A 21009-nucleotide genomic window follows, 5' to 3' on the forward strand; every position below is an offset into this window, starting at 1 on the left:
CATGCCCCCGGCGATGCGGACGGTCGGTGTCGACCTGTCCGCATCGCCGGCCAAGACCGCGGTCGCGGTCCTCGACTGGTTCGACGACCGGGCCGAACTGACCGAGCTGGTCGTCGGAGCCGACGACGCCGAGATCCGACGCCTCGTCGACGGTGCGACCCGCATCGGAATCGATTCACCCTTCGGCTGGCCGGATGACTTCGTGGAATTCGTTGTCGCACATCATCACCAAGAGTCGAAACCGGGCCGTCGGCTCGACGATATCGCGAATCGACGTCCGCTGGCGCTGCGTCGTACCGACCTCTGGATCGCCGAGTCGGGGCTGGGTCGACCCCTCAGCGTGTCCGCCGACCAGATCGCCCATGTCGCCTTCCGCTGTGCGGGCCTCCTCGCCGATCTCGGTGTCCGGGACCGCGTCGACGGCTGGGCGGTCGAGGCCTACCCGGCCGGAGCACTCAAACGCTGGGGACTCATCTCACGGGGTTACAAACGCGCCGCCAACCGGACCGTGTTGACCGAGCTCGTCGATGCGCTACGGACGGCGGCGCCGTGGCTGGAACCGGGCGCTCACACAGACCTCATGGTTCGTGACGACGACGCCTTCGACGCCGTCATCACCGCGCTGATCGCCCGCGCCGCAGCGTTGGGGCGGACATCGCTGCCATCAGCGGAAGACCGTGCGGTTGCGTCGCGGGAGGGCTGGATTCATGTCCCGAACGGCGATCTGGGCGGACTCATCCCCGCTGGTTGAGTAGGCGAGGAGCCTGCGACGAGCCGTGCCCCGCTGGTTGAGTAGGCGACGAGCCGTGCCCCGCCGGTTGAGCCGACACCGAGCGCAGCGAGGCGTCGCGTCGAAACCCATCCGCCACCACACCTCACCAAGCAACTCCACGCCGGTTGAGCCGACACCGAGCGAAGCGAGGCGTCGCGTCGATACCCCGCCCGCCACCACACTTCACCAGGCAACTCCACGCCGGTTGAGCCGACACCGAGCGCAGCGAGGCGTCGCGTCGAAACCCCGCCCGCCACGACACTTCACCAGGCAACTCCACGCCGGTTGAGCCGACACCGAGCGCAGCGAGGAGTCGCGTCGAAACCCGCCCGCCACGACACCTCACCAAGCAACTCCACGCCGGTTGAGCCGACACCGAGCGCAGCGAGGCGTCGCGTCGAAACCCGCCCGCCACACCCCACCCGGCCAGCTCAACCAGCAGGACCGCGAGGTTTCGACGCGGTGGCTCGCTGCGCTCGCTACCGGCTCAACCAGCAAGACCGCGAGGTTTCGACGCGGTGGCTCGCTGCGCTCGCTACCGGCTCAACCAGCAAGACCGCGAGGTTTCGACGCGGTGGCTCGCTGCGCTCGCTACCGGCTCAACCTGCAGGGACGCGAGGTTTCGACGCGGTGGCTCGCTGCGCTCGCTACCGGCTCAACCACCAGTATCGAAACCACCCTCACCGCAACGACTTCCGCATCACCACCCGCGGAAACCCGTCCAGCACAGAGGTGGTGTCGGCCGCCCACTCGAACCCGGCTTTCTCGAACAACCCGCGGGTGCCGACGTAAGCCATCGTGAGATCCACCTTCTTACCGCGATTGTCGAGCGGGTACCCCTCGATGGCCGGCGCCCCGTTCGACCGGGCGAACTCGACAGCGCCCTGGAGGAGCGCGCGCGAGATCCCCTTCTTGCGGTGGCCGGGTCGGACGCGGAGGCACCACGCGGACCACACGGGGAGGTCGTCGACGTGCGGGATCTTACGGTTGCGGGCGAAGGTCGTGTCGGCACGCGGTGAGACCGCCGCCCAACCCACCACTTCTTCGGTGTCGTCGATCGTCTCGTACGCCAGGACTCCGAGTGGAATCCCGCTGTCGCACAACTCCTTCACGAACTCACCGCGCTGTTCGCGGAGCAGGGCCCGATTCTCCGTGCTGGGGATGCGGTAACTCAGGCACCAGCACACGTTGGAGGTCGGTTTCTTGGGCCCGACCATCGTCGCGATGTCGGCGAAGGTCGTTGCGGGCCGGACGTCGATCGTCATGCGTCCCAGCATCACAACCGGCGACGATGTGCCGCAAGAGCCAGATCCTGTACGGATTCAGCGCTGGATGTGTGGAACCGACCGGTACACCGTCCGGTACCAGATGGTGGTGAGGATGTCGATGGCCGTGTCGTCGTCGGGGATGGACCCGACCACACCTCCGCGGACGGCGAGCCAAGACCAGCACGAGGATTCGAGCGTGTTCACGAGCGCCGACGCGAGCGGTTCGAGGGGCAGGCCGATGTGGTACCCGGCCCGTTCCGCGCTGTGCAGTCCCGCCAGCACCTGCTTGATGCCCGACGCACGGTTGGCGTGCCAGCGATCCCGGAACTCGTCGTCGAGCATGGACATCTGGAACAGTCCGATGATCTCGGGCAGGTACTTCTTGTATGTCGTCCAGTAGGCGGTGACGGCCGCACGCACCCCCGCTTCGGGATCCGAGTGTCTCGTGGCGAGAGAACCCTCGACGACTTCGCTGCTGAACTGGTCCAGCAGCGCCTCGAGGAGCTGATCCTTGTTGTCGTAATAGTTGTAGAACGAGCCGGTGGAGCGGCCCGCGGCGGCCGCGATGTCGGAGATCTTGGTGTTCAGGTAGCCCTTGTCGGCGAAACAACGACGCGCTGCGTCGAGAAACGCGGCCTCGGTCTGGCGTCCCTTGTTCGTCGGCGGCACCGAACACTCCTTCCGAGGACTGATTCGTTCATCGAAGCATGTATTTCGCTCCGGTCGGGCAAGGTCGGGATGAACGATGTGGTCCTTGTCATATTCTGAACCTGAATCTAGCATCAGAAAAGTCTGCGCGGGAACCACCGGGAGTTGCTCCCCGGCCAGGCCGCGCCCCGTCTGTCCGCTCTCGATCGCTCACACCAGGAGTCAGCCAGTGGAATCGTTCATCCAGCACCGGAAGGGTCGCACGCCGCGACAGGTCCACCGTGACCTCGAGGACCTCAAAGACGACGAGCTCGGCCGCTACGGATTCACCGGCCGGACGGCGCATCTCTACCGGCGCAACGATCCGACGCAGTTCCGCGCGGTCGGTACCCACACCGGCGTCGACCGCTTCGTCACCGAACTCACCCCGACCGATCAGATCGACCCGTCGGGTGAGCCGCTGCTGATGTTCTACAACGACGACTGCCGGATCTCGCTCAGCCGCCGCAGCCAGGCCGCGCCATTCTGGTTCCGCCCGGTCGACGGCGACGAACTGATCTTCGTCCACGAGGGCACCGGCCACTTCGAGACGGAGTTCGGCCGGCTGTCCTACCGGCCGGGCGACTACGTCTACATCCCCAAGGGATGCACGTACCGGCAAATCCCCGACGACCAGTCGCTGCTGCTCATCATCGAGGCTGTCGACGAATACCGGGTCCCGGAGCCGGGCGTGCTCGGACGGTTTTTCCCCTTCGATTCGTCGCTGGTCGCCGTCCCCGAGGCCGAGGTCTTCGAGGGCGACGGGCGCGAGGAGTACGAGGTTCGGTTCCGCCAGCGCGAGGGGCAGACGACGCTGTTCTATCCGTTCCATCCGCTCGACGTCGAGGGGTGGCGCGGCGATCTGTTCCCGTTCACCTTCAACCTCGAGGACTACGACGTCATCACCTCGGAGTCGGTGCACCTCCCGCCGACCGTGCATCTGTTCATGCAGGCTACGGGCGTGTACGTGATGAACTTCCTGCCGCGTCCCGCCGAGGCCCGCAAGGGCGCCGAACGGCTGCCCTGGTTCCACCGCAACACCGACTTTGACGAGATCGCGTTCTTCCACGGCGGCAGCATGTTCGGCATCGGCATGCCTCCCGGCCTGATCTCGCATGCGCCGCAGGGTATTCACCACGGCATCCCGGAGAAGGCCCGCGAACGGTCGCGCCGGAAGTTCGACGAGTTCGACCGTGTCGAGTGGAAGGTCATCGCGATCGACACGCGTCGTCGTCTCATCGCGACCCCGGTCATGACCGGGTCGGCATCGGCCGAGGTCCAGGAGGAGGCACAGGTATGAGTTCGGCGAACACGTTGCCGCGCCACGAGTACGAGCGCATTCCCTACCTCGTCGTCTTCGACGACACGTCGGCCTACCAGGACACCTACGGCGGCGTCACCGAGAGCGTCGTCCTGGAGAGCTACCTCCTGAAACCGGTGGGCGTGCCGTCGAAGAACGTCATCGTCTTCATGCACCCGATCGGTGGCGGCGCCTATCTGCCGATGACCAATGCGCTGGCCCGCGCGGGTCATCACGTCATCTACTGCAACAGCCGGTATCGCGGCGTCGACAGCGCCCTGATCATGGAGAAGGTCGTCCAGGACCTCGGGGCCTGCGTGAAGGACGCCAAGGAACGGCTCGGCTACGAGAAGGTGATCCTGGCCGGTTGGAGTGGTGGAGGTGCGCTGTCGCTGTACTACCAGCAGCAGGCCCAGCATGCGACGGTCACGGAGACTCCCGCCGGAGAGCCGCCGGATCTCACCCGGCTCGATCTGCCTGCGGCCGACGGCATGATGCTCCTGGCCGCACACGTGTCCCGCCACGGAACGCTGACGGAGTGGATGGATCCGTCGATCCTCGACGAAAACGATCCGGAGAAGCGTGATCCCGAGCTGGATCTCTACAACCCGGCGAACCCGAACCAGCCGCCCTACACCGCGGAGTTCCTGGAGCGGTACCGGGCCGCGCAGATCGATCGCAACCGCCGGATCACCGCGTGGGTCAAGGAGCAACTCGCCGACCTCCGCGGCCGCGGTGAGCCGTTGATGGAACGCGGGTTCATCGTCCACGGCACCATGGCCGACCCGCGGTGGCTCGACCTGTCCGTCGACCCGAGCGACCGTGAACTCGGCTGCTACCTGGGGGATCCACGCATCGTGAACATGGGACCGGTCGGCCTGGCACGGTTCACGACGCTGCGAAGTTGGTTGTCGCAGTGGAGTTATGACGACGCACACGGCGACGGTCCGCGCTGTGCCGCGGATCTCGAGGTCCCGACGCTGGTCATCGGTAACTCGGCCGACAACGCGTGCACACCCAGCCACACCCACCGGCTTTTCGACGCCGTCGGCCACCCCGACAAGACTCTGCACACGATAACCGGTGCGACACACTACTATTCGGGCCGCGATCAGATCCCGCACCTCAAAGAGGCGGTCGGTATCATCACGGGTTGGATGGGTGAGCGGGGCTGGGCCAACTGAGCGCCGGGCACTAAAACCGCCCCCGAAAAGCGCCCCTGATACCGGCCCTCGAAATGCGCCCTCGGGAGCGGCGTCGGCGACACAGTGTCGTCGGGCCTCCTCTGGAGGGCGGGTCTCAGGGGCGGTTCTCGTATTCGGCGGCCCGGCTGCGGTGATAGCCCTTCCGGACCGTGGCCACGATGTCGGCGTAGGTGGTCTCCCAGTCACCGAACACCTGCGCGTAGGTGAGCCGCATCGGTAGGTAGCCCAGCGGGATGAGCTTGCGGGACCTGATCCGGTCGCGTTCGTAGTCCTCTTCACCGGTGTGGTGCGTCCGGCTGTCGAGTTCGATGGCCAGCCGGTTGCCGACGAGGAGATCGATCCAGCCGACTGTGGGCACCTCATGCTGCACCTTGACCTCGAGGCCGGCGCTGATCAGCCGCAGACGAGCGGCGGTTTCCGTTCCGGACGCGGCGAGTCGATTGCACTTCTCGACGGCCTTCCGGAGGTAGAACGGCGCGAGCCGGAATTCGGCGCGGAGGTCGTCGACACTCAGCTTGCCGTGGTGAAGTGCGGAGTCGCACAGAATGATGAAGCCCTCCTCGTCGAAGCAGCGCGCGGCGTACTGCAGAGCGGTTGCCACGTCGTCGACGGCGGCACCAGCCGGTGTCGGGCGGCCGTGGCGTCGGCAACGGTCGGGGGCTCGGCGACGCTCGTACCGCGTCACGCGGGTGTGCGATGCGATCGGATGCTCGGGGATCCACAGCCCGTGACGTCGAAGCGCGCTCGCGCACGACACCACGGTGTTGTCGGCGACTGCGGCAACGATTTCGGGGTCGGCGTCGGGTACCTGATACCACCCGTGCCGGACCCGCTGGATCGCACCGCATTCGACGGCGCGTCGGATCTGCTCGGCGGTCTCTCCGGTTCCCAGCAGCTGATTCGTCGAGAAGACACCTCCGAAGCGCGCGACGAGTTGCTCGTAGTCCATGAGGGACAGTGTCGGGTGACCTGGCGTGGTCGGGCCGCCGCAGACAGGTCTTGTGGATAACTGCGTCGAGAACCGCCCCTGAAATCAACCCTCCAGAGGCCGCACGACGACGATATGTCGCCGAACTCCCTGCTGAGGGCGCTTTTCGGGGGCAGATCCCAGGGGCGCTTTTCCGGGGCGGATTTCGGGGCCAGCGATCAGGCTCAGCCGAGCAGCTTCTTCTGCACCTTGCCCATCGCGTTGCGGGGTAGGGAGTCGACGAAGCGGACCTCGCGCGGCCGTTTGTGATTGGAGAGCTCACCGGCGACGAACTCGATGAGTTCGGTGTCGGCGACCTCGTCGGCCACCACATACGCGACGATGCGCTGGCCCAGATAGTCGTCGGGTACGCCGATCACCGCGACTTCGCGCACGGCCGGATGAGCCAGCAGGACGGTTTCGATCTCGCCGGCGCCGATGCGGAAGCCGCCGGACTTGATGAGGTCGGTGGCCCGGCGGCCGACGATGCGATGCATGCCGTCCGGATCGATGACGGCGACATCCCCGGTGGCGAAGAACCCGTCCTCGAGCCACGATTCGGCCGTCGCCTCGGGGCGGTTGAGGTAGCCCGACGACATCATCGGTCCGCGTACGTGGAGATCGCCGACCGATTCGCCGTCATGGGCCACCTCGGCGTCGCCCTCCCGGAGACGGGTCTCGACCCCGGCCAGGGGCAGCCCCACCCAGCCCGGGCGACGTTCGCCGTCGACTCGGGTGCTGAGGGTGATCATGGTCTCGGTCATGCCGTAGCGTTCGACGATCTCGTGGCCGGTGAGCTCGCGGACCCGGTCGAAGACGGGAACAGGTAGCGGTGCACTGCCCGACACGAGAATACGTGCACCGGAGAGGGTACGGGCCGCCTCGGGCTCCGCACCGACGCGACTCCACACGGTCGGGACCCCGAAGAACATGTTCGCGCCGGCTTCGGCGGCCTGCGCGTAACCCGCGGCCGTCGGCTTCTCGGTGTGGATCAGACGGCCACCTCGACGAAGCGGCCCGAGGACACCGAGGATCAGTCCGTGCACGTGGAAAAGCGGAAGACCGTGGGCGAGAGTGTCATCGGCGGTCCACAGCCAGGCGTCGGCGAGTGCGTCGAGTCCCTCGGCGATCGCCTGCCGGGTGATCGGTACGCCCTTGGGTAGCCCGGTGGTGCCGGAGGTGTAGAGGATCAGCGCCGTCGAATCGGCGTGCGGTTCGGGATGACGGTGCCACGACTTCGCGTAGCGCCGGACCGGGACCACGGGCAACGCCGTGTCGGCGGGTGCCTGCCCCAGCCAGGCCTGGGCGCCCGAATCGGCCAGGATGTGCGCGAACTCGCGCGGACCCGAGTCGGGCGGTACCGGAACCACCGGCACTCCGGCGATCAGGCCGCCGACCAATGCGAGGACGGTTTCGACCGTCGGCTGCGCCAGCACCGCGACGGTGCGTGCGCCGGCGATCCGCTCCGCCACGGCAGTGGCCGCTCCGACGAGATCCTCACGTGAGAGCCGATCCTCGCCGATCCGGATCACGTCGGGATCGTCCGGGGCAGTGGGGGTCAACGTCGGCAGCAGCACCCTCCCACTGTGCCACGACGATCATGCCGTCCCGTGGACCCCCGCGACCTGCGAGGTCACCCGGCGTGCGCGAGAGCCTCGGCCCGCTCCTTGATCCCGCGGAGCATCTTGCGCTCCATGATCAGCGACCCGGGTTCCATCGGGATCATCGCCAGCTTCTTGCCCACACCGGGCAGCCGGAAACGGTTCCGGCTGATCAGCCGCGTCGACTCCCCGGCGGGGACCAGCGTGAACGACCACACCCAGTCGCCGTCGGCAGTACGGGTGACGAACGCCCGGCCGGGATCGGCGATCTCGACGCGGGATGCCTCGGGCCCGACGCCGATCGTGTCGCCCACCGCGGGGTGCTGGAACTCCTCGAGCACCTGATCGGTGCTGTGCATGTCGAGTCCCAGCAGATTCTCGATCCAGTCGTACGTGTAGGCGCCACCGCGAGGCGAGGGACCCATCTGAGCGAGCCATGGGTAGATCGCCTCCGGCGGTGCGTCGATGGTGATCGCGCGGGTGGCCACGCCGTCGGCGGCCGGCAGCAACTCGTCGCCCGGGAGTTCTGCTGCCACTTCGTCGTCGGTCGCGCCCCAGGTCATCACCCATGGTCGGATCCGCGTGCAGTAGGTGATGGTCGCCGCGCCCATGGCCGCGGCGAGCCCGATGCCGACGAGGAACGGACGTGTCGTCATTTCGCCCCGCGCTCGGCAGCGGCGGACAGCGGACGAGTGGGATATGAGTCTGCGGGTGCCGGTCTACCGCGGTGGGCGAGCGTGCGACCCCAGACAACAGCCAGGCCGAGCTCGATCACCCCGATGACCGCGATCACCGGTTGCAGGAAGAAGAAGATCTGCAGCACCGCGATCTGGACGACGATCCAGGTGACCAGCGATACGCCGGCCAGCACGCCACCGAGTATCCCGAGTCGGGGATCGACGGGCAGGAAGACGATCGCGATCGCGGCAAGGGCATGGGGCACGCCGATCGCCGCGACGAGCACCAACCCCGGGCCGGTCCAGGTGTCGAAAGGCGTGTTGTGCAACCACTCCCGGGGCAGCTGCCACCGGTCGTCGGCGAGTGCGAGTCCACCGTCGACGGCTTGATATGCGACGAGGATCTCGATGAGCGCAAGAATCCCGGCGGCCCAGGTACGTCGATATCCGGCCGCGACGGTGAACGGGCGTCGGAGGCCCCGCATAGACCTCATGACCCCAGTCTGCGCCGCTGACCGCGTTCCCGTCGTGGGCACTAGGTCACCTTCGACGGTGCCGATCAGGGTCGGACCCAGCCGTCGGCCATGAACTCGAGGAGCAGCTGGGCCTTGTTACCGATGGGACGCCCGGCCTCTTCATAACGACGCACGACGCGACGGTAGTGCTCACGCACCGTGCTCTCGGCGATCTGGTGCGTCTGTGATGTCTCGCGGAGAGTGGAACCGAGGGTGTAGGTCTGCAGGATCTCGCGTTCCCGTTCGGTCACGCGCACCCGGTTCTGGGCTGCCGGCGGAGTAGACGGTCCGGGTGGGCCCATGGTCGCGGTGAGCGCCTGGCGGAGTGCGGACTCGGCACCGGGTGAGCGGGGCGCGATGCGGATGTGGTCGCGGCCCGCGACCCCGTCCCCGAGGAAGACGACGCGCACGTTGCGCAGCATCGGCGCCCGCCGGACCAGCGCCAGCATCCCGGTCGAACGCACGAGGAGGACGGCTGGGTTGCGGAGGGCGCGGATCTGCGCGGGCTCGACGAGTGTTGCGCCGTAGCCGGCGCCTTCGACGAGGGCCACGAGTGCGGCGTCGAACAGATCGCCTTCGGCGATGACAACGGCGAGGCGTCTGTGGTGAGGGTGAGGATGAGGGGCGGTGGCCTGCGAAACGGTTCGGCCGACGGAGGCCATCCGGGACACGTTGGGCTGGGGGGTGGCTTCCTGCGGGCGGCGGAGCTCGTCCAGAGTGGCTGACATCGGTACCGTCCTTCTGTCGACAGAATCACTACCGGCTCCCGACATCGCCGAGGTCGACGGACCGGCGTCCCCGGAAGCCGTGATCGACCTTGCTTGCGATCGGTTGGGCGAAGAGATGAACTGCTCTCAACGTCTACTTTTCTAGAGTCACGAACTTGCACCGGTAAGTCACTGCCTGGGTGGCCTGATTGACAACGATTCGGGCCATAATGCGCTCGAATGAGTCCAATTAATGCGTGATCGCGCATGCGTCACAGGTATCGGGCAAAATTATGCACGTGCCGAACCGTTTGCGTGTGCTGGTCGCGTCACCGCTCGGTCACGTGGTGGCCGGGCCTCTGCAGAGTTTCCTCGAGCAGGCTGTCGTCACCGTGGCCACCACCGAGGACGAGTTCACCCGCTCTGTTGCCGGCCATGTCCGCTTCGACGTCGTGGTCGCCGATCTCATCTGGAACCGTCCGGATCTGGAATGGCGTTTCGACGGTCTCGACGCCATCGATGCCCTGGACAAACACGCGCGGCAGGCACCGGTCATCCTCGCGACCCATGGGCACGGACTCGAAGACGACCACGTCGACGAGGCCCGGTTGCGGAACGAGGTTGCCGCTGTCATCGAGAAGTCCGAGGGTTTCGCGACGCTGATGAGCGCTGTGCGCGCGGTCGCGGTGGGTCAGGGAGTGGCCGAGCAGCCGGGACCTCCGCGTCGAACCCCGCTGTATGAGTTGTTCGCCGGGCAGCGCGGTCACACCGCGGGCCGGCTGGCAGGCGCGATCGCCTCGGGTAACGCGTCCGATGGCGCGAGCCTGGCACGCGCGGCCAAGGTCTCACCCAACACCGCGAACAAGGTGACGAGCCACTACCTCGGCCCGATCATCGAGGAGCGGGGTGAGCAGCCGGTATCGTCTCCCCTGACGCAAGCCGCGGTGTACCGCTGGTGCGGCCTTCATGCGCGATATCTGATCAGCTGGTGCCGACGGCACGGGCATTCGGACGTCCTGGGTCCGATGCCGTCCTGACCGAACACCGGTCGAGGAACCATTCGAGGATCTCGACGCCGGCGAGGGCTCCCGTCCCCGTGGTGACGGTGAGCCCCGGTGCCGACCAGCCGAGCAACTCGAGTTCGCCGTGGCGGGGTCGGATCGCGTGGTCGGCGGCCGACAGGAGATCGGTGTCCAGCCATCCGTCGCCGGCGGCGCACAGCTCGGCGTCGGTCGTGATCGTCCCGTCGTCGACGAGCCGGCGACGGACTTCGGCGATCGCCGCGGACTTGGTGACCGACCCGGGAGTCGCGTAGATCTTGCGGCCCTGCTGCGAGGCGGTCCACCCGCGCGCCGCGCACCAGTCCTGCCAGGCCGGCAAGAACTCATCTGGCTGGCCCGCCGGGTCGACGACGAGGTAGCAGAACAGGTCGTCGGCGATCCGCAGCGACCGCACCCAGGACTCGTCGATGCGGCTGCGGAGTTCGGTGAGCACCTCGTCGAGCCCCGCGCCGGATTCGGACACCGCACGTTCGACCGCACGGCGCCAGTCCGGGTCGTCGGCTCCGTCGACCAGGATGCGCCCACCATTGCTCGCCACGGCGTATCGGAACGGATTGCCGGGCAGTGCGATTCGCTCGTACTGGGCCGGCGTCCGAGTCGTGGTCGGGATCACCGGTACCTCGGCGGCGAGGCGCGCGAGAAGTTCGACGGCGGTGGTCGTCATGTACGACAGGGGGGCGTCGCGGTAGATCTCGACGCAGACGGCGTCGACGGTGGCGAACTGTGCCTCGCCCATGGCGGCCTGCGAATAGATCATCGTCCGGTCGAGGTCGGTGGCGACCAGCACGTTCACGCGTCCTCCTTGATCAGCCCGACACACGAGTAGGCGAGATCGGATGAGACCTCCACCGGCACTCCGCGTTCGGCGGCCAGTAGCCGGATGTGGCGGTGTTCGGGCAGGTCGTCGTCGCGGACCAGGACGCGCCACGGCACCCGCCGCAGCAGCACGCGTGTCGTCTCACCGACGCCGGGCTTGACCAGGTTGATCGACGACAGTCCGTAGTCGAGCTGGATCCGTTCGACGGAGCGCCAGCCCGACCACGTCGGTGTCCGCTCCTGCGGTGTCATGGCGGCCAGGGTGGCGCCGACCCGTTCGGTGACAGCGGGGAACTCGGCGCTCACCGCGTCGAGCAGTTCGCCGGAGACGTCGAACTCCGCCAGATTCCGGTAGAACTTGGCGCCGTGGAACTCTCCCGGACCGATGTGGTCGGCGTTGAGGACCGTGCGCGACACGAGACCCGACACGGTCGAATTCAGACATGCCGAGGCGATGAGGAAATCATCCCGGGTGCCGTACAGCGTGGTGCAGGAGCCGGGGTCGGCGAGCACGGCCAGCTCGTCGTGCAGGTGCGGACGGCCGGGAAGCTGCGCGTATTCGGACAGGGCCGCGGTGAGTTCGCGCTGGATCGCGCCCTTCCCGGTCCACCCGTCGACGAAGACGACCGACTCGGCGGGGTGGCGCCGCGCGATGTGATCCAGTGCGACCGTGTCGATCCCGCGGTCGCGCACGATCGAGATGGTGTAGTGCTGCGGCTCGATCCCGTGGACCGTCTGCATCCATCGGCGGATCAGGATGCCGACGGGCGTGCCGGCGCGCGCGAGCGACACCAGCGTCGGAGACGAATGGCGTTCGGCGAGAATCAGTTCGGCAACCACACCGACAGCTTCGGCGAGTCGTTGCGCCGATGACCGCAAGGTCGACCGGAAGAGATCCTGGTACTCGCGACCGGGCTGGTACTCGATCGGCAGGGACTCGGCGTAATGCGCCTTACCCGACTGGATACGACGCTCCCGCTCGTGCAGGTCACCTTCGAGCGCGACATCGGAGAGATCCTTGAGCAACCACGTCACCTCGTCCGGCGCGTAGGAACCGAAGTGCGGACCGCGCAAGGGGGGAGTCGACGTCACAGGTTCGGTCATCGGCGCGCCTCCTCCCGGGATGCCCCGAGCTGTGCCTGCCCGGTCGCCGGGAGCACCGCCAGCGTCACCGGATGGCCGGCGGCGGTGAGGACGTCGAGCAGGCCACCCGGGGCGCGGAGCTCGGGAGTGTCGGCCGGGGTGTCGACCACGACCACGACCTGGGGATCGGCAAATGCGTTCGACGAGACGTTGTAGACGTAGCGCGGCGTGTCCGGATCGGATTCTGGTGCGACGAAACGGAATCCGCGACGCAGCGGGTAACCGGACACGTCATGGACCTGTGCGGGCGACCGCGTGGTGGTCTGATAGCCGGTCACGAAGCCGCGCAGCTCGAGGCACTCGGCGATGCACAGCGGTGCGTACATCAGCTCCTCATGACCGATCACGACGACGGGCCGTTGTGGGTCGAGGTGGTGTGCGATCCTCTCCGCGGCCGCCTCGGTCGCCTGATGGAACGGGTCCGAATCCGATCGCTCGAAACCGTGACGGCCACCGTCCGGTGTTCCCGCCGGCCATTCGAGCGTGAGCGTGGCGGCGTCGGCGCGTTCCGGTGCCACGGGATTCAGATCGTCCGACGTCAGCTCCCACACGTCGTCGAGCAGCGTGGGCGGTAACGTGACCGAGCCGTGCGCCAGGGCGACGTAGGAGACCTCCACACCGAGATCTGCAGCGGCCTTGGCGCATTCGGCGCGCTGATCGGGTGTGCGCATGTCCACGAGCGAGGCCACGACGAACCGCGTGCGTGGACGGGTTGCGACGATCGTCTCGATCGCGCCCAGGGCCGTGGTGCCGGTGGAGATCTCGTCGTCGACGAGGATGAGTGTCTCCTCGGGCGTCGCAGCGTCGAGAAATGCCGGATCGCTCGGCTGCAGCAGGTGGGTGGTGGCGTGCGAATGCCCTTCCTCGAAGGTCCCCGACACGACCACACCGGCAAGATGCCGGCGCGTCGAATGTAGGTAGCGAGAGGCGGAGATCCGCTGGGCGACACAGTGTCCCAGTCCCGTGGCGGTCTCGGCGAAGCCGAAGACCACGGAATCCCGTGCGGCATCGGCGCCGATCTGGCCGGTGATCGCCGCACCGAGGGCGTCGGCCGCGCCGCGCACGACACTGGGGGGTGTGGGGATGTGCTTGCCGAGCACGGTCGAGACCAGCAGATGTGCGCGCCTGCGGTTGTGGCGCAGACCGAGGACGACCAGGTCGCGCAGTTCGTGTCCCGCACACCCGGTGCCGTCGGCCGCCACCTGGACGCCGAAACGGGTGGTGACCCAATCGGGTTCACGGTCGATCCGGTGGCTGCTCACTGCGTCGCCGTTCGTCGGCCGGCCGGTCCCGGGTCGGCGAGCGCGGTGAGTAGATCGACGAAGCTCACACCCTGACGGGTCACGCCGAACGCGGCCGCCCGGTCGATCACGCGCAGAGCCCAATTCCGGTGGGGCTTCAGTTCGTTCATCTTGTTCCGATAGGAGGACGCCCGCACACCGCCGGTATCACCGGCGAGGATGTCGAGGGCGTCGTGGTACTCCTCGTGGGTCACCGCGGACAGGGCGTGCACGGCGGCGACGTGGGCGGGATGGATCACCGTCTTGCCGTGGAGCCCGTTGGCGCGGTCGAGCGTGATCTCGCGCAGCAGTCCGTCCATGTCCCGACTGACCAGTTGTTGCCGGAAGTACACCGCGTCACTCTCGCGAAAAGGTGTGTGGCGCAACGTCGGCTGGAACATGCGTTCGTGGTCGGCGAAGTACTCCCACACCGGTCCGGTCACGATGAAACCGGATTCGTCGCTGCGGCCGAGGTGGTTGACGATGCCGGCGATCACGTCGGCGGCGACCCGGACGTCGTAGATCGTGAGGTCACGGTCGCGCCGGATGCCGAAATAGCCGCAGATGTCGGTGGCACCGATGCGGACGGCGAGCACGTTGGCGCGGTGTTCGCTCAGGTTGGCGGTCAGGGCGGTCAACTCGTCGTCGCGCGTCTCGCGGTGCACGACCGCCGCGGACTCGAGGACAGGCATCACCCACAGGTGCCGGCCCAGGAGTTCGCTCGCCCGGGCAACCTCACCCAGCGCCTCATCGGCGTTGGCCGAGTTGAACTTCGGGATCACGAAGCCGGTCAGCGCCGGAGGAGTGTTCGGGGCCGACGGAGTGTCGAGCGCGGCAGCGATCCGCGGGATGCGGTCGGCCGACCGCGGACGGACGAACAGGAGCATCGGATCGCCGGGCTTTTCGGCGATGTCGCGGAGAGCGGCGACCGTGTGCTCGATGGCGTCGTCTTCTTCGTGGTCGGCGATCGCGTCCTCGAGGTCGATGACCATCGAGATCACGCCCTCCGCCCGCCGCTTGCGGATCACGTCGGCGAGATCCGGGCGGGTGGCGGGCACGTAGAGCGTGGCGCCGAGAGCGATCGCCAGTCGCTGTGCGGGCCAGGTGTCATCGATCGGCTCCGGTTGCCGGAAGAAGAGCTGTTCGCGCAGCGCGAAGCCCAGATGATCGAAGTGCCGGATCGTTCCGGGCTCGAGCCCGGTGTCGTCGTGGCGTGCCGTGGTGGTCATCGCGCGGCCACCTGTCCTCTCATCCGGGAAACTATCTCGCTGATCCGGTCGTCCACAGCCCGCAACTGGGTCAGATATCCCCAATAGTCAGGGTGGACGCGATCGAGCTCCCCCCTCGCACGCTCGATCCGGTCGGCCTGAGCATCGAGTACCGAGCCCCATTCGTCAACCAGAGAGTGATTCACCGCGAAGAGCTGAGCGTCGCGGAGTCGGAATCGGACGCGCCGCTCGGCTCCCTGCGGATCGGCACGCACTTCGCGCAGCAGACGCAGCCGATCCAGGACGGCGTCCACGGCGGCCTCGGCGACGGACAGGTCGTCTCGGGCGGCATCGGCCTGATCGATTGCCTGGTCGGGCGCGTCGGCCAGCATCGTGCGCGCCGCCGAGATCGCCGTATCCGCATGGGCCAGACGCTCGTCGACGACGACCTCGGTGCGCTGCAGGTCGGTCGAACAGTCCGCGCTGAATTCGCGGCGCAAGGCAGACAGGGTGTCGGGAACCTGCGCTCTGCGGGTGGCGATGGCGCTGCGACGGGTTTCCACCGATCGGATGACCTGGCGCGCGCGGTCGGCGAACGCGGGCGCCTCGCGGAGAAGGTTCTCCAGCCGCTGTGCCGATGTGATGATCGTCGCAGCGGCTGACTGGCGTTCACGCAGGCCCGAAGCCTGCTCGAAAACTCTCAAGGCACGGTCGAGTTCGTCGGTGGCCTTGGTGACCGACTGCAGCCGGCCGACCGCGGGACCGGCGTTCTCGAGAGCCGTCATCGCCCGGTGCGAGGCGACGCGTGCCCCATGGTCCTGGGCTTCTGCTGCCTGCATGGTGGCCCGGGCTCGCTGCAGTGCACCTGAGTTCGCCTCCGCGAAGCCGCGCATCGTCGCCGTGACCGTGCGAAGCGCCTCGGTGGTCCGCTCGAGGTCCTGGCGGGCCACGCGTGTGCCCGCGGGCGGGGAGACCAACCGGAGGTAGTCGGCGGTCACCTGAGCGTGCCGTTCGCGGAGCGCAGACCATTCGCCGCGCAGCTGTGAACGCGGGTCGGTGGCGGCCACCACACCGACGGCCGGATCGATCTCGGCGAGGACGGTTTCGGACTCGAGGAAGGCCGCTGTCATTTGTTCCGATGATGCAGGTGAGGCGGAATTCGTGCGTGAATCGTTGCCGAACCAACGACGTACGAAGTTTCCGGGCACCACACGATGCTATCGGCTATTTTCAACTCGGTATGTGGCCGGAGCGACCGACCCGCGACGGAGTCGAATCGGCCGCCTCGCGGCGCCGGATGTCGATCGCGGGCCGGTGCCGGGAAGCGGAGATGGCGTCGGGGAACACACGAGGGCGGTCGAGCGGCGACCTCCCGGCGGCTCGAGAGAGGCACGTCGAATGCAGTTGGTACAACGCTCCAAACGCGTGGTCGAGGCCAGGCTGAACAACACCGCGGTCCGCGCGATCAGCGGATCGATGGTGGCTTATGAGGGCCAGGTCGCGTTCAAATCGGCCGGCTTCGGTGGTGGCGACGGCGTCCTGGCCGGCCTCAAACAGCGGGCTACCGGTGAAGCCCTGTCCCTCATGGAGGCCTCGGGAAACGGCATCGTCTACTTCGCCCACAACGCGGCCGAGACGACGATCATCGAACTCAACAACGAGACACTGCAGGTCGAGTCCCAGCAGCTCATGGTGCTGAACGGGAACCTGCAGACCAACGTGGCGTTCGCAGGTGTGCGCGGCGCCTCGTCGGGCCAGGGACTGTTCACGACGACAGTCAGTGGGTACGGCCAGATAGCTCTGCTGTCCAATGGTGGTCCGCTGATCCATCTGGAGGTGTCGCCGCAGTATCCGCTGGTCGTCGATCCGGATGCATTCGTCTGTGCGCGTGGGCAATTGAACCAGTCGTTCGTCACCGACGTCTCGTGGCGCTCCGTCATGGGGCAGGGCGGCGGCGAAGCCTTCTCCCTACGGTGGGACGGCAGCGGCGTCGTATCGATCCAGCCGGCCGAGCGGTGAGGGTGGGGTAGCGAATGTTCACCAAGGTCAACAGCAAGATCGTCTCCGTCGACATCGGTCGAAGCGGGCCCGTCGTCGCCCGCAAGGGCGCGATGATCTTCTACAAGGGCAACGTCTTCTTCCAGCCGCATCAGATCGCGGGCGCCGGAATGGGCGGCGGCATGCCGGGATTGGGTGCGATGGGCGGCATGGCCGGCCGCATGCTCGCCGGCGAGCACGAGTCGACGATGATCGCGCAGGGGCAGGGCGAGGTGCACTACGGATTCCTCGGCATCGAGGTGCACGTCGTCGATCTGGGCGCGGTCGGCGGAACCATCCGCATCGAGGCCTCCCGACTGCTCGCCTACGGCGCGAACCTGCAGGCGTCGGTGGTCTCGGTGGCCTCCCAGGGCGGGAGTGGCGGAGGCGGGGGAGGAGGTGGTGGCCTCTTCGGTGCCCTGCGATCCGCGGCGGCCGGCGCCGTCACCGGTCAGGGCATGTTCACGACGCAGCTCTCCGGCCCGGGGTCCGCGGTGATCCTCGGCCACGGCGGGGTCTTCGAACTCGAGGTGACGCCGAACAAGCCGCCGGTGACCGTCGACCCGCAGGCCTTCGTCGGCTCCACGGGACAGGTCAACACCAACCTCCGCTCGACCGTCAGCTGGCGCAACGTCGGCCGTACCGGTGGCGAGGCAATGCAATTGGAGTGTTCCGGACAGGGCATCGTCTACGTGCAGGCATCGGAGGAGAAGCTGTGAGCCAACTCAACACCGTGTGGAGTCCGATGAACCTGCCATCGGACGACAACGTTCCGGACAACAACTATTCGTTCTGCATCGACCTGAACCAGCCCTGGTTCATGTCCAAGGGCGCGATGATCGCCTACTACGGTCAGATGCAGTTCACCTCCCTCCAGCAGGGCCTGCAGGGCCAGCTGCTGCAGATGGTGGCGCAACAGTTCTCGGCGCCGCTCTACCTCGGTGACTATGTGGTGGCCGAAGGCCAGGGCAAGCTGATCATCGGCGACCGCGGGTACGACATCAACGCCTACGACCTCGAAGACGGCAATCTCACGATCCGTGCCTCGAATCTGCTGGCCTTCCAGCCGAATCTGTCACTGAACCAGTCGATCGTGCCCGGCTTCCTCACCCTGATCGGCACCGGTAAGTTCCTCGCATCGTCGAACGGGCCGGTGATGTTCGTGGAACCGCCGGTGCGCGTCGACCCGGAAGCGCTTGTCGGATGGTCGGATTGCCCGTCACCGAGCCACCACTACGACCAGGCGTGGGTCAACAGCTTCATCGCGGCCGCCGGACAGCGGTTCGGCATCAACTCCGGCGAAGAGCGGCAGTTCGACTTCACCGGTGCCGGAACGGTTCTGGTGCAGTCCAGCGAGAAGGTGCGCGACGATTCGTCGGTCCTGCGCACCATCCAGGGCCAGCTTCCCGGCCTCTCGGTGCCGGGCCTGCAGCAGATCAACCAGCAGATCAGTCAGCAGCTCACGCAGCATCAGGGCTGAGACAGACGGATACGACAACTGCGCCGCAGATCCGAATGGATCTGCGGCGCAGTCGTTTGCATACTGAGTGTGTGGAGCGACCAGCCACCGCTGCCTGATTCGAAAGAAGCGACACGACCCCTCGCTCCCTGAGGTGCGAGGAGCGATAGCGACGAGCCTCGAAGGGCCTGGTGAGCCGACGTCGCCACGGCCTTCGAGGCTCGCTTCGCTCGCACCTCAGGCGGCGGGAGAGGCTACACCTCGACCTTCTCCTCCTCGCCTCTCGCCGCGAGGCGATTTCGGCGAATGATGCTGGAGACCAGCGCTGCGATGATCAGCGCGACACCGATCAGGCCGGTGATGATCTCCGGCACGTGGGTGCCGATCGAGTACAGCAGGATGAACGCCAGTGCGCCGATGGCCCAGTGCGCGCCGTGCTCGAGGTAGACGTACTCGGAGAGCGTGCCCTTGCGGACCAGGTACACGGTGAGCGAACGGACGAACATCGCGCCGATGAGGCCGAGGCCCAGGGCGATGATGATCGGGTCGGCGGTGATGGCGAACGCGCCGATGACGCCGTCGAAGGAGAACGACGCGTCGAGCACCTCGAGGTAGAGGAACAGGAAGAAGCCGGCCTTGCCGGTCGCCTTGGCCAGGTCGCTGGGACCCGATCGGCCATTGGACTTCTCGGCGGTCGACTCCGATCCGGCTGCCTTGTCGTGCTCTTCCTCTTCTTCCTCGACCTCGACGTTGAAGTACTCGCCGAGACCGTTGACCAGGATGTAGGTGATCATGCCGAGTGCGCCGGCGATCATCACCGTCGATCGTTCGTCTGCCGGGGCGATGTACGTGGCGGTGAGCACGAGGAGAGTGATCGCGATGACGACCTCGAGCATCTCCAGCTTGCCGATCTTCTCGAGCGGCCGTTCGATCCACGTCAGCCAGGTGAGTTCCTTCTGCTCGAAGACGAAGCCCAGGAACAGCATCAGCAGGAACATGCCGCCGAACGCCGCGATCTGCGGGTGGGCGTCGGTGATGATCGTCTCGTAGCTCGGGTCACCGTTGGCGAAGTATGCCGCGTCGTTCGGTGGCGGGTTGAGTGCGAGGTCGAGCGCTTCGACCGGGTTCAGACCCGATGCGAGCCACACGATGACCAGCGGGAACACCAGGCGCATACCGAAGACGGCGATCAGGATGCCGACGGTGAGGAAGATCTTCTGCCAGAACTCGCTCATCCGGCGGAGGATCGTGGCGTTGATGACGGCGTTGTCGAAAGAGAGCGAGATCTCGAAGACGCCCAGGATGGCCGTCAGGATCAGCGCTTCGACGCCGCCGTAGAGGAAGGCGATGATCAGTGACACGATCGTCACGACCACCGACAGGCCGAAAATTCTTACTACCACTGGTTGGTGGCCTTTCTGAGGTGTTCAAGGGACCGCTGCCGACGGCGACGTCGGAGGGTGGAGACACGAGGATGCCGCACCCACTCTAGGAGAGGTGCGGCATCCACGGGAATCCGCTGCGGGAACAGCCGGCGAAAACCGGGGTCAGACGTTCACGCCGAAGTCGCGAGCGATGCCCGCGAGCCCCGACGCGTAGCCCTGACCGACCGCGCGGAACTTCCACTCCGCGCCGTTGCGGTACAGCTCACCGAAGACCATCGCGGTCTCGGTGGAGGCGTCCTCGCTGAGGTCGTAACGTGCGATCTCGGTGCCACCGGCCTGGTTGACGACGCGGATGAACGCGTTGCGGACCTGTCCGAACGACTGCGAACGTGCGTCGGCGTCGTAGATCGAGACCGGGAAGACGATGGAGTCGACCTCCGGCGGAACACCGGCGAGGTCGACCTTGATGACCTCGTCGTCGCCTTCGCCCTCGCCGGTCAGGTTGTCACCGGTGTGCTCGATCGAGCCGTCGGGCGAACGCAGGTTGTTGAAGAAGATGAAGTGCTGATCGGACAGCACCTTCTTGTTCGCGCCGAGCGCGATGGCGCTGGCGTCCAGGTCGAAGTCGGTGCCGGTGGTGGTGCGGATGTCCCAGCCGAGGCCGACGGACACTGCGGTCAGTCCCGGGGCCTCCTTGGTCAGCGAGACATTTCCACCCTTGCTCAGGCTCACGCCCATGAGATTGTGCCTTTCTGTTGGTACGTGGTCTGGTGATGTCCGATTCGTCCGGGGTTCAGACTCTCGGAGCAACCGACAACACTCTATGTGAAGGGTGGGGGTCGGTCACTGAGTTGGTTGGATGACCTGCGGATTCCTGGTTCGCGACCCCACCCGTCTCGACACGTTGGGCTGAGCGGGTAG

Annotated in this window: 21 protein-coding genes; 7 read left to right on the top strand and 14 right to left on the bottom strand. The window is 66.9% G+C overall.

The features are described 5' to 3' along the window. The first annotated feature begins 1 nt into the window (after position 1). The gene (locus BPODLACK_RS02600) at positions 2-751 is read left to right on the top strand and encodes a DUF429 domain-containing protein (protein ID WP_035760549.1); all 750 of its coding nucleotides are present in this window, start codon (positions 2-4) and stop codon (positions 749-751) included. 701 nt (positions 752-1452) lie between these two features. Here the strand turns inward: BPODLACK_RS02600 and BPODLACK_RS02605 are convergent. Both BPODLACK_RS02605 and BPODLACK_RS02610 read right to left on the bottom strand, forming a co-directional pair. Then, on the bottom strand, positions 1453-2037 hold the full coding sequence (locus tag BPODLACK_RS02605) for a GNAT family N-acetyltransferase (protein ID WP_024499079.1): 585 nt from the start codon (positions 2035-2037) through the stop codon (positions 1453-1455). A 57-nt stretch (positions 2038-2094) separates the two neighbouring features. After that, a complete protein-coding gene (locus BPODLACK_RS02610; RefSeq protein WP_024499080.1) occupies positions 2095-2709 on the bottom strand; it encodes a TetR/AcrR family transcriptional regulator in 615 nt (204 codons plus the stop codon). A 208-nt stretch (positions 2710-2917) separates the two neighbouring features. On the opposite strand from BPODLACK_RS02610, the gene BPODLACK_RS02615 reads away from it, so the two are divergent. After that, a complete protein-coding gene (locus BPODLACK_RS02615; RefSeq protein ID WP_024499081.1) occupies positions 2918-4027 on the top strand; it encodes a homogentisate 1,2-dioxygenase in 1110 nt (369 codons plus the stop codon). Continuing rightward, positions 4024-5211 carry an alpha/beta fold hydrolase gene (locus BPODLACK_RS02620; protein ID WP_024499082.1) on the top strand — a complete coding sequence of 396 codons (1188 nt, stop codon included), beginning with the start codon at positions 4024-4026 and terminating at the stop codon, positions 5209-5211. The genes BPODLACK_RS02615 and BPODLACK_RS02620 overlap by 4 nt, the downstream gene beginning before the upstream one ends. 115 nt (positions 5212-5326) lie before the next feature. Here BPODLACK_RS02620 and BPODLACK_RS02625 read toward each other — a convergent pair whose 3' ends face one another. The 5 genes from BPODLACK_RS02625 to BPODLACK_RS02645 all read right to left on the bottom strand — a co-directional run bounded on the left by BPODLACK_RS02625 (position 5327) and on the right by BPODLACK_RS02645 (position 9720). Next, positions 5327-6181 carry a type IV toxin-antitoxin system AbiEi family antitoxin domain-containing protein gene (locus BPODLACK_RS02625; protein WP_159404654.1) on the bottom strand — a complete coding sequence of 285 codons (855 nt, stop codon included), beginning with the start codon at positions 6179-6181 and terminating at the stop codon, positions 5327-5329. A gap of 203 nt (positions 6182-6384) precedes the next feature. Further along, positions 6385-7776: an acyl-CoA synthetase gene (locus BPODLACK_RS02630; protein ID WP_159404655.1), complete on the bottom strand. Its 1392-nt coding sequence runs from the start codon at positions 7774-7776 to the stop codon at positions 6385-6387. A 56-nt stretch (positions 7777-7832) separates the two neighbouring features. After that, positions 7833-8456 (bottom strand): SRPBCC family protein, encoded by a 624-nt coding sequence (locus BPODLACK_RS02635; protein WP_159404656.1) that lies wholly within the window; start codon positions 8454-8456, stop codon positions 7833-7835. Continuing rightward, the gene (locus BPODLACK_RS02640) at positions 8453-8971 is read right to left on the bottom strand and encodes a hypothetical protein (RefSeq protein ID WP_328720272.1); all 519 of its coding nucleotides are present in this window, start codon (positions 8969-8971) and stop codon (positions 8453-8455) included. Before BPODLACK_RS02640 ends, BPODLACK_RS02635 begins: the two co-directional genes overlap by 4 nt. 65 nt (positions 8972-9036) lie before the next feature. Beyond that, on the bottom strand, positions 9037-9720 hold the full coding sequence (locus BPODLACK_RS02645; protein ID WP_024499087.1) for a helix-turn-helix transcriptional regulator: 684 nt from the start codon (positions 9718-9720) through the stop codon (positions 9037-9039). A 272-nt stretch (positions 9721-9992) separates the two neighbouring features. On the opposite strand from BPODLACK_RS02645, the gene BPODLACK_RS02650 reads away from it, so the two are divergent. Further along, entirely contained in the window at positions 9993-10736 is a 744-nt protein-coding gene (locus tag BPODLACK_RS02650; RefSeq protein WP_024499088.1) for a response regulator, read from the top strand. Here BPODLACK_RS02650 and BPODLACK_RS02655 read toward each other — a convergent pair. Genes BPODLACK_RS02655 through BPODLACK_RS02675 form a run of 5 tightly spaced genes read right to left on the bottom strand, consistent with a single transcriptional unit; the run spans position 10681 to position 16337 of the window. After that, positions 10681-11553: a hypothetical protein gene (locus BPODLACK_RS02655; RefSeq protein ID WP_024499089.1), complete on the bottom strand. Its 873-nt coding sequence runs from the start codon at positions 11551-11553 to the stop codon at positions 10681-10683. The genes BPODLACK_RS02650 and BPODLACK_RS02655 overlap by 56 nt on opposite strands. After that, positions 11550-12680, bottom strand: coding sequence for a cysteine protease StiP family protein (locus BPODLACK_RS02660; protein WP_159404657.1), 1131 nt, complete (start codon positions 12678-12680; stop codon positions 11550-11552). Before BPODLACK_RS02660 ends, BPODLACK_RS02655 begins: the two co-directional genes overlap by 4 nt. Then, entirely contained in the window at positions 12677-13981 is a 1305-nt protein-coding gene (locus tag BPODLACK_RS02665; RefSeq protein WP_159404658.1) for a phosphoribosyltransferase family protein, read from the bottom strand. The genes BPODLACK_RS02660 and BPODLACK_RS02665 overlap by 4 nt, the downstream gene beginning before the upstream one ends. Continuing rightward, a complete protein-coding gene (locus BPODLACK_RS02670; protein ID WP_159404659.1) occupies positions 13978-15228 on the bottom strand; it encodes an HpcH/HpaI aldolase/citrate lyase family protein in 1251 nt (416 codons plus the stop codon). Before BPODLACK_RS02670 ends, BPODLACK_RS02665 begins: the two co-directional genes overlap by 4 nt. Then, a complete protein-coding gene (locus tag BPODLACK_RS02675; protein WP_024499093.1) occupies positions 15225-16337 on the bottom strand; it encodes a hypothetical protein in 1113 nt (370 codons plus the stop codon). The genes BPODLACK_RS02670 and BPODLACK_RS02675 overlap by 4 nt, the downstream gene beginning before the upstream one ends. Before the next feature lie 268 nt (positions 16338-16605). On the opposite strand from BPODLACK_RS02675, the gene BPODLACK_RS02680 reads away from it, so the two are divergent. Genes BPODLACK_RS02680 through BPODLACK_RS02690 form a run of 3 tightly spaced genes read left to right on the top strand, consistent with a single transcriptional unit; the run spans position 16606 to position 18724 of the window. After that, positions 16606-17226 (top strand): AIM24 family protein, encoded by a 621-nt coding sequence (locus tag BPODLACK_RS02680; protein ID WP_006438591.1) that lies wholly within the window; start codon positions 16606-16608, stop codon positions 17224-17226. A 14-nt stretch (positions 17227-17240) separates the two neighbouring features. Continuing rightward, positions 17241-17963 carry an AIM24 family protein gene (locus BPODLACK_RS02685; RefSeq protein ID WP_159404660.1) on the top strand — a complete coding sequence of 241 codons (723 nt, stop codon included), beginning with the start codon at positions 17241-17243 and terminating at the stop codon, positions 17961-17963. Continuing rightward, entirely contained in the window at positions 17960-18724 is a 765-nt protein-coding gene (locus tag BPODLACK_RS02690) for an AIM24 family protein (RefSeq protein WP_024499095.1), read from the top strand. The genes BPODLACK_RS02685 and BPODLACK_RS02690 overlap by 4 nt, the downstream gene beginning before the upstream one ends. A 233-nt stretch (positions 18725-18957) precedes the next feature. Here the strand turns inward: BPODLACK_RS02690 and BPODLACK_RS02695 are convergent, their stop codons facing one another. Both BPODLACK_RS02695 and BPODLACK_RS02700 read right to left on the bottom strand, forming a co-directional pair. Beyond that, a complete protein-coding gene (locus BPODLACK_RS02695) occupies positions 18958-20106 on the bottom strand; it encodes a DUF475 domain-containing protein (RefSeq protein ID WP_024499096.1) in 1149 nt (382 codons plus the stop codon). 144 nt (positions 20107-20250) lie between these two features. After that, the gene (locus tag BPODLACK_RS02700; protein ID WP_024499097.1) at positions 20251-20826 is read right to left on the bottom strand and encodes a TerD family protein; all 576 of its coding nucleotides are present in this window, start codon (positions 20824-20826) and stop codon (positions 20251-20253) included. Positions 20827-21009: the final 183 nt, after the last annotated feature.

It is taken from the genome of Gordonia sp. YY1, from assembly GCF_009872315.1.
Lineage (GTDB): Bacteria > Actinomycetota > Actinomycetes > Mycobacteriales > Mycobacteriaceae > Gordonia > Gordonia amicalis.

Bases quoted from the DNA above. Each gene is read 5' to 3' on its own strand.
- BPODLACK_RS02600 (WP_035760549.1), top strand. From the start codon at position 2: ATGCCCCCGGCGATGCGGACGGTCGGTGTCGACCTGTCCGCATCGCCG.
- BPODLACK_RS02605 (WP_024499079.1), bottom strand. From the start codon at position 2,037: ATGACGATCGACGTCCGGCCCGCAACGACCTTCGCCGACATCGCGACG.
- BPODLACK_RS02620 (WP_024499082.1), top strand. From the start codon at position 4,024: ATGAGTTCGGCGAACACGTTGCCGCGCCACGAGTACGAGCGCATTCCC.
- BPODLACK_RS02625 (WP_159404654.1), bottom strand. From the start codon at position 6,181: ATGGACTACGAGCAACTCGTCGCGCGCTTCGGAGGTGTCTTCTCGACG.
- BPODLACK_RS02635 (WP_159404656.1), bottom strand. From the start codon at position 8,456: ATGACGACACGTCCGTTCCTCGTCGGCATCGGGCTCGCCGCGGCCATG.
- BPODLACK_RS02640 (WP_328720272.1), bottom strand. From the start codon at position 8,971: ATGAGGTCTATGCGGGGCCTCCGACGCCCGTTCACCGTCGCGGCCGGA.
- BPODLACK_RS02645 (WP_024499087.1), bottom strand. From the start codon at position 9,720: ATGTCAGCCACTCTGGACGAGCTCCGCCGCCCGCAGGAAGCCACCCCC.
- BPODLACK_RS02650 (WP_024499088.1), top strand. From the start codon at position 9,993: ATGCACGTGCCGAACCGTTTGCGTGTGCTGGTCGCGTCACCGCTCGGT.
- BPODLACK_RS02660 (WP_159404657.1), bottom strand. From the start codon at position 12,680: ATGACCGAACCTGTGACGTCGACTCCCCCCTTGCGCGGTCCGCACTTC.
- BPODLACK_RS02670 (WP_159404659.1), bottom strand. From the start codon at position 15,228: ATGACCACCACGGCACGCCACGACGACACCGGGCTCGAGCCCGGAACG.
- BPODLACK_RS02675 (WP_024499093.1), bottom strand. From the start codon at position 16,337: ATGACAGCGGCCTTCCTCGAGTCCGAAACCGTCCTCGCCGAGATCGAT.
- BPODLACK_RS02680 (WP_006438591.1), top strand. From the start codon at position 16,606: ATGCAGTTGGTACAACGCTCCAAACGCGTGGTCGAGGCCAGGCTGAAC.
- BPODLACK_RS02685 (WP_159404660.1), top strand. From the start codon at position 17,241: ATGTTCACCAAGGTCAACAGCAAGATCGTCTCCGTCGACATCGGTCGA.
- BPODLACK_RS02700 (WP_024499097.1), bottom strand. From the start codon at position 20,826: ATGGGCGTGAGCCTGAGCAAGGGTGGAAATGTCTCGCTGACCAAGGAG.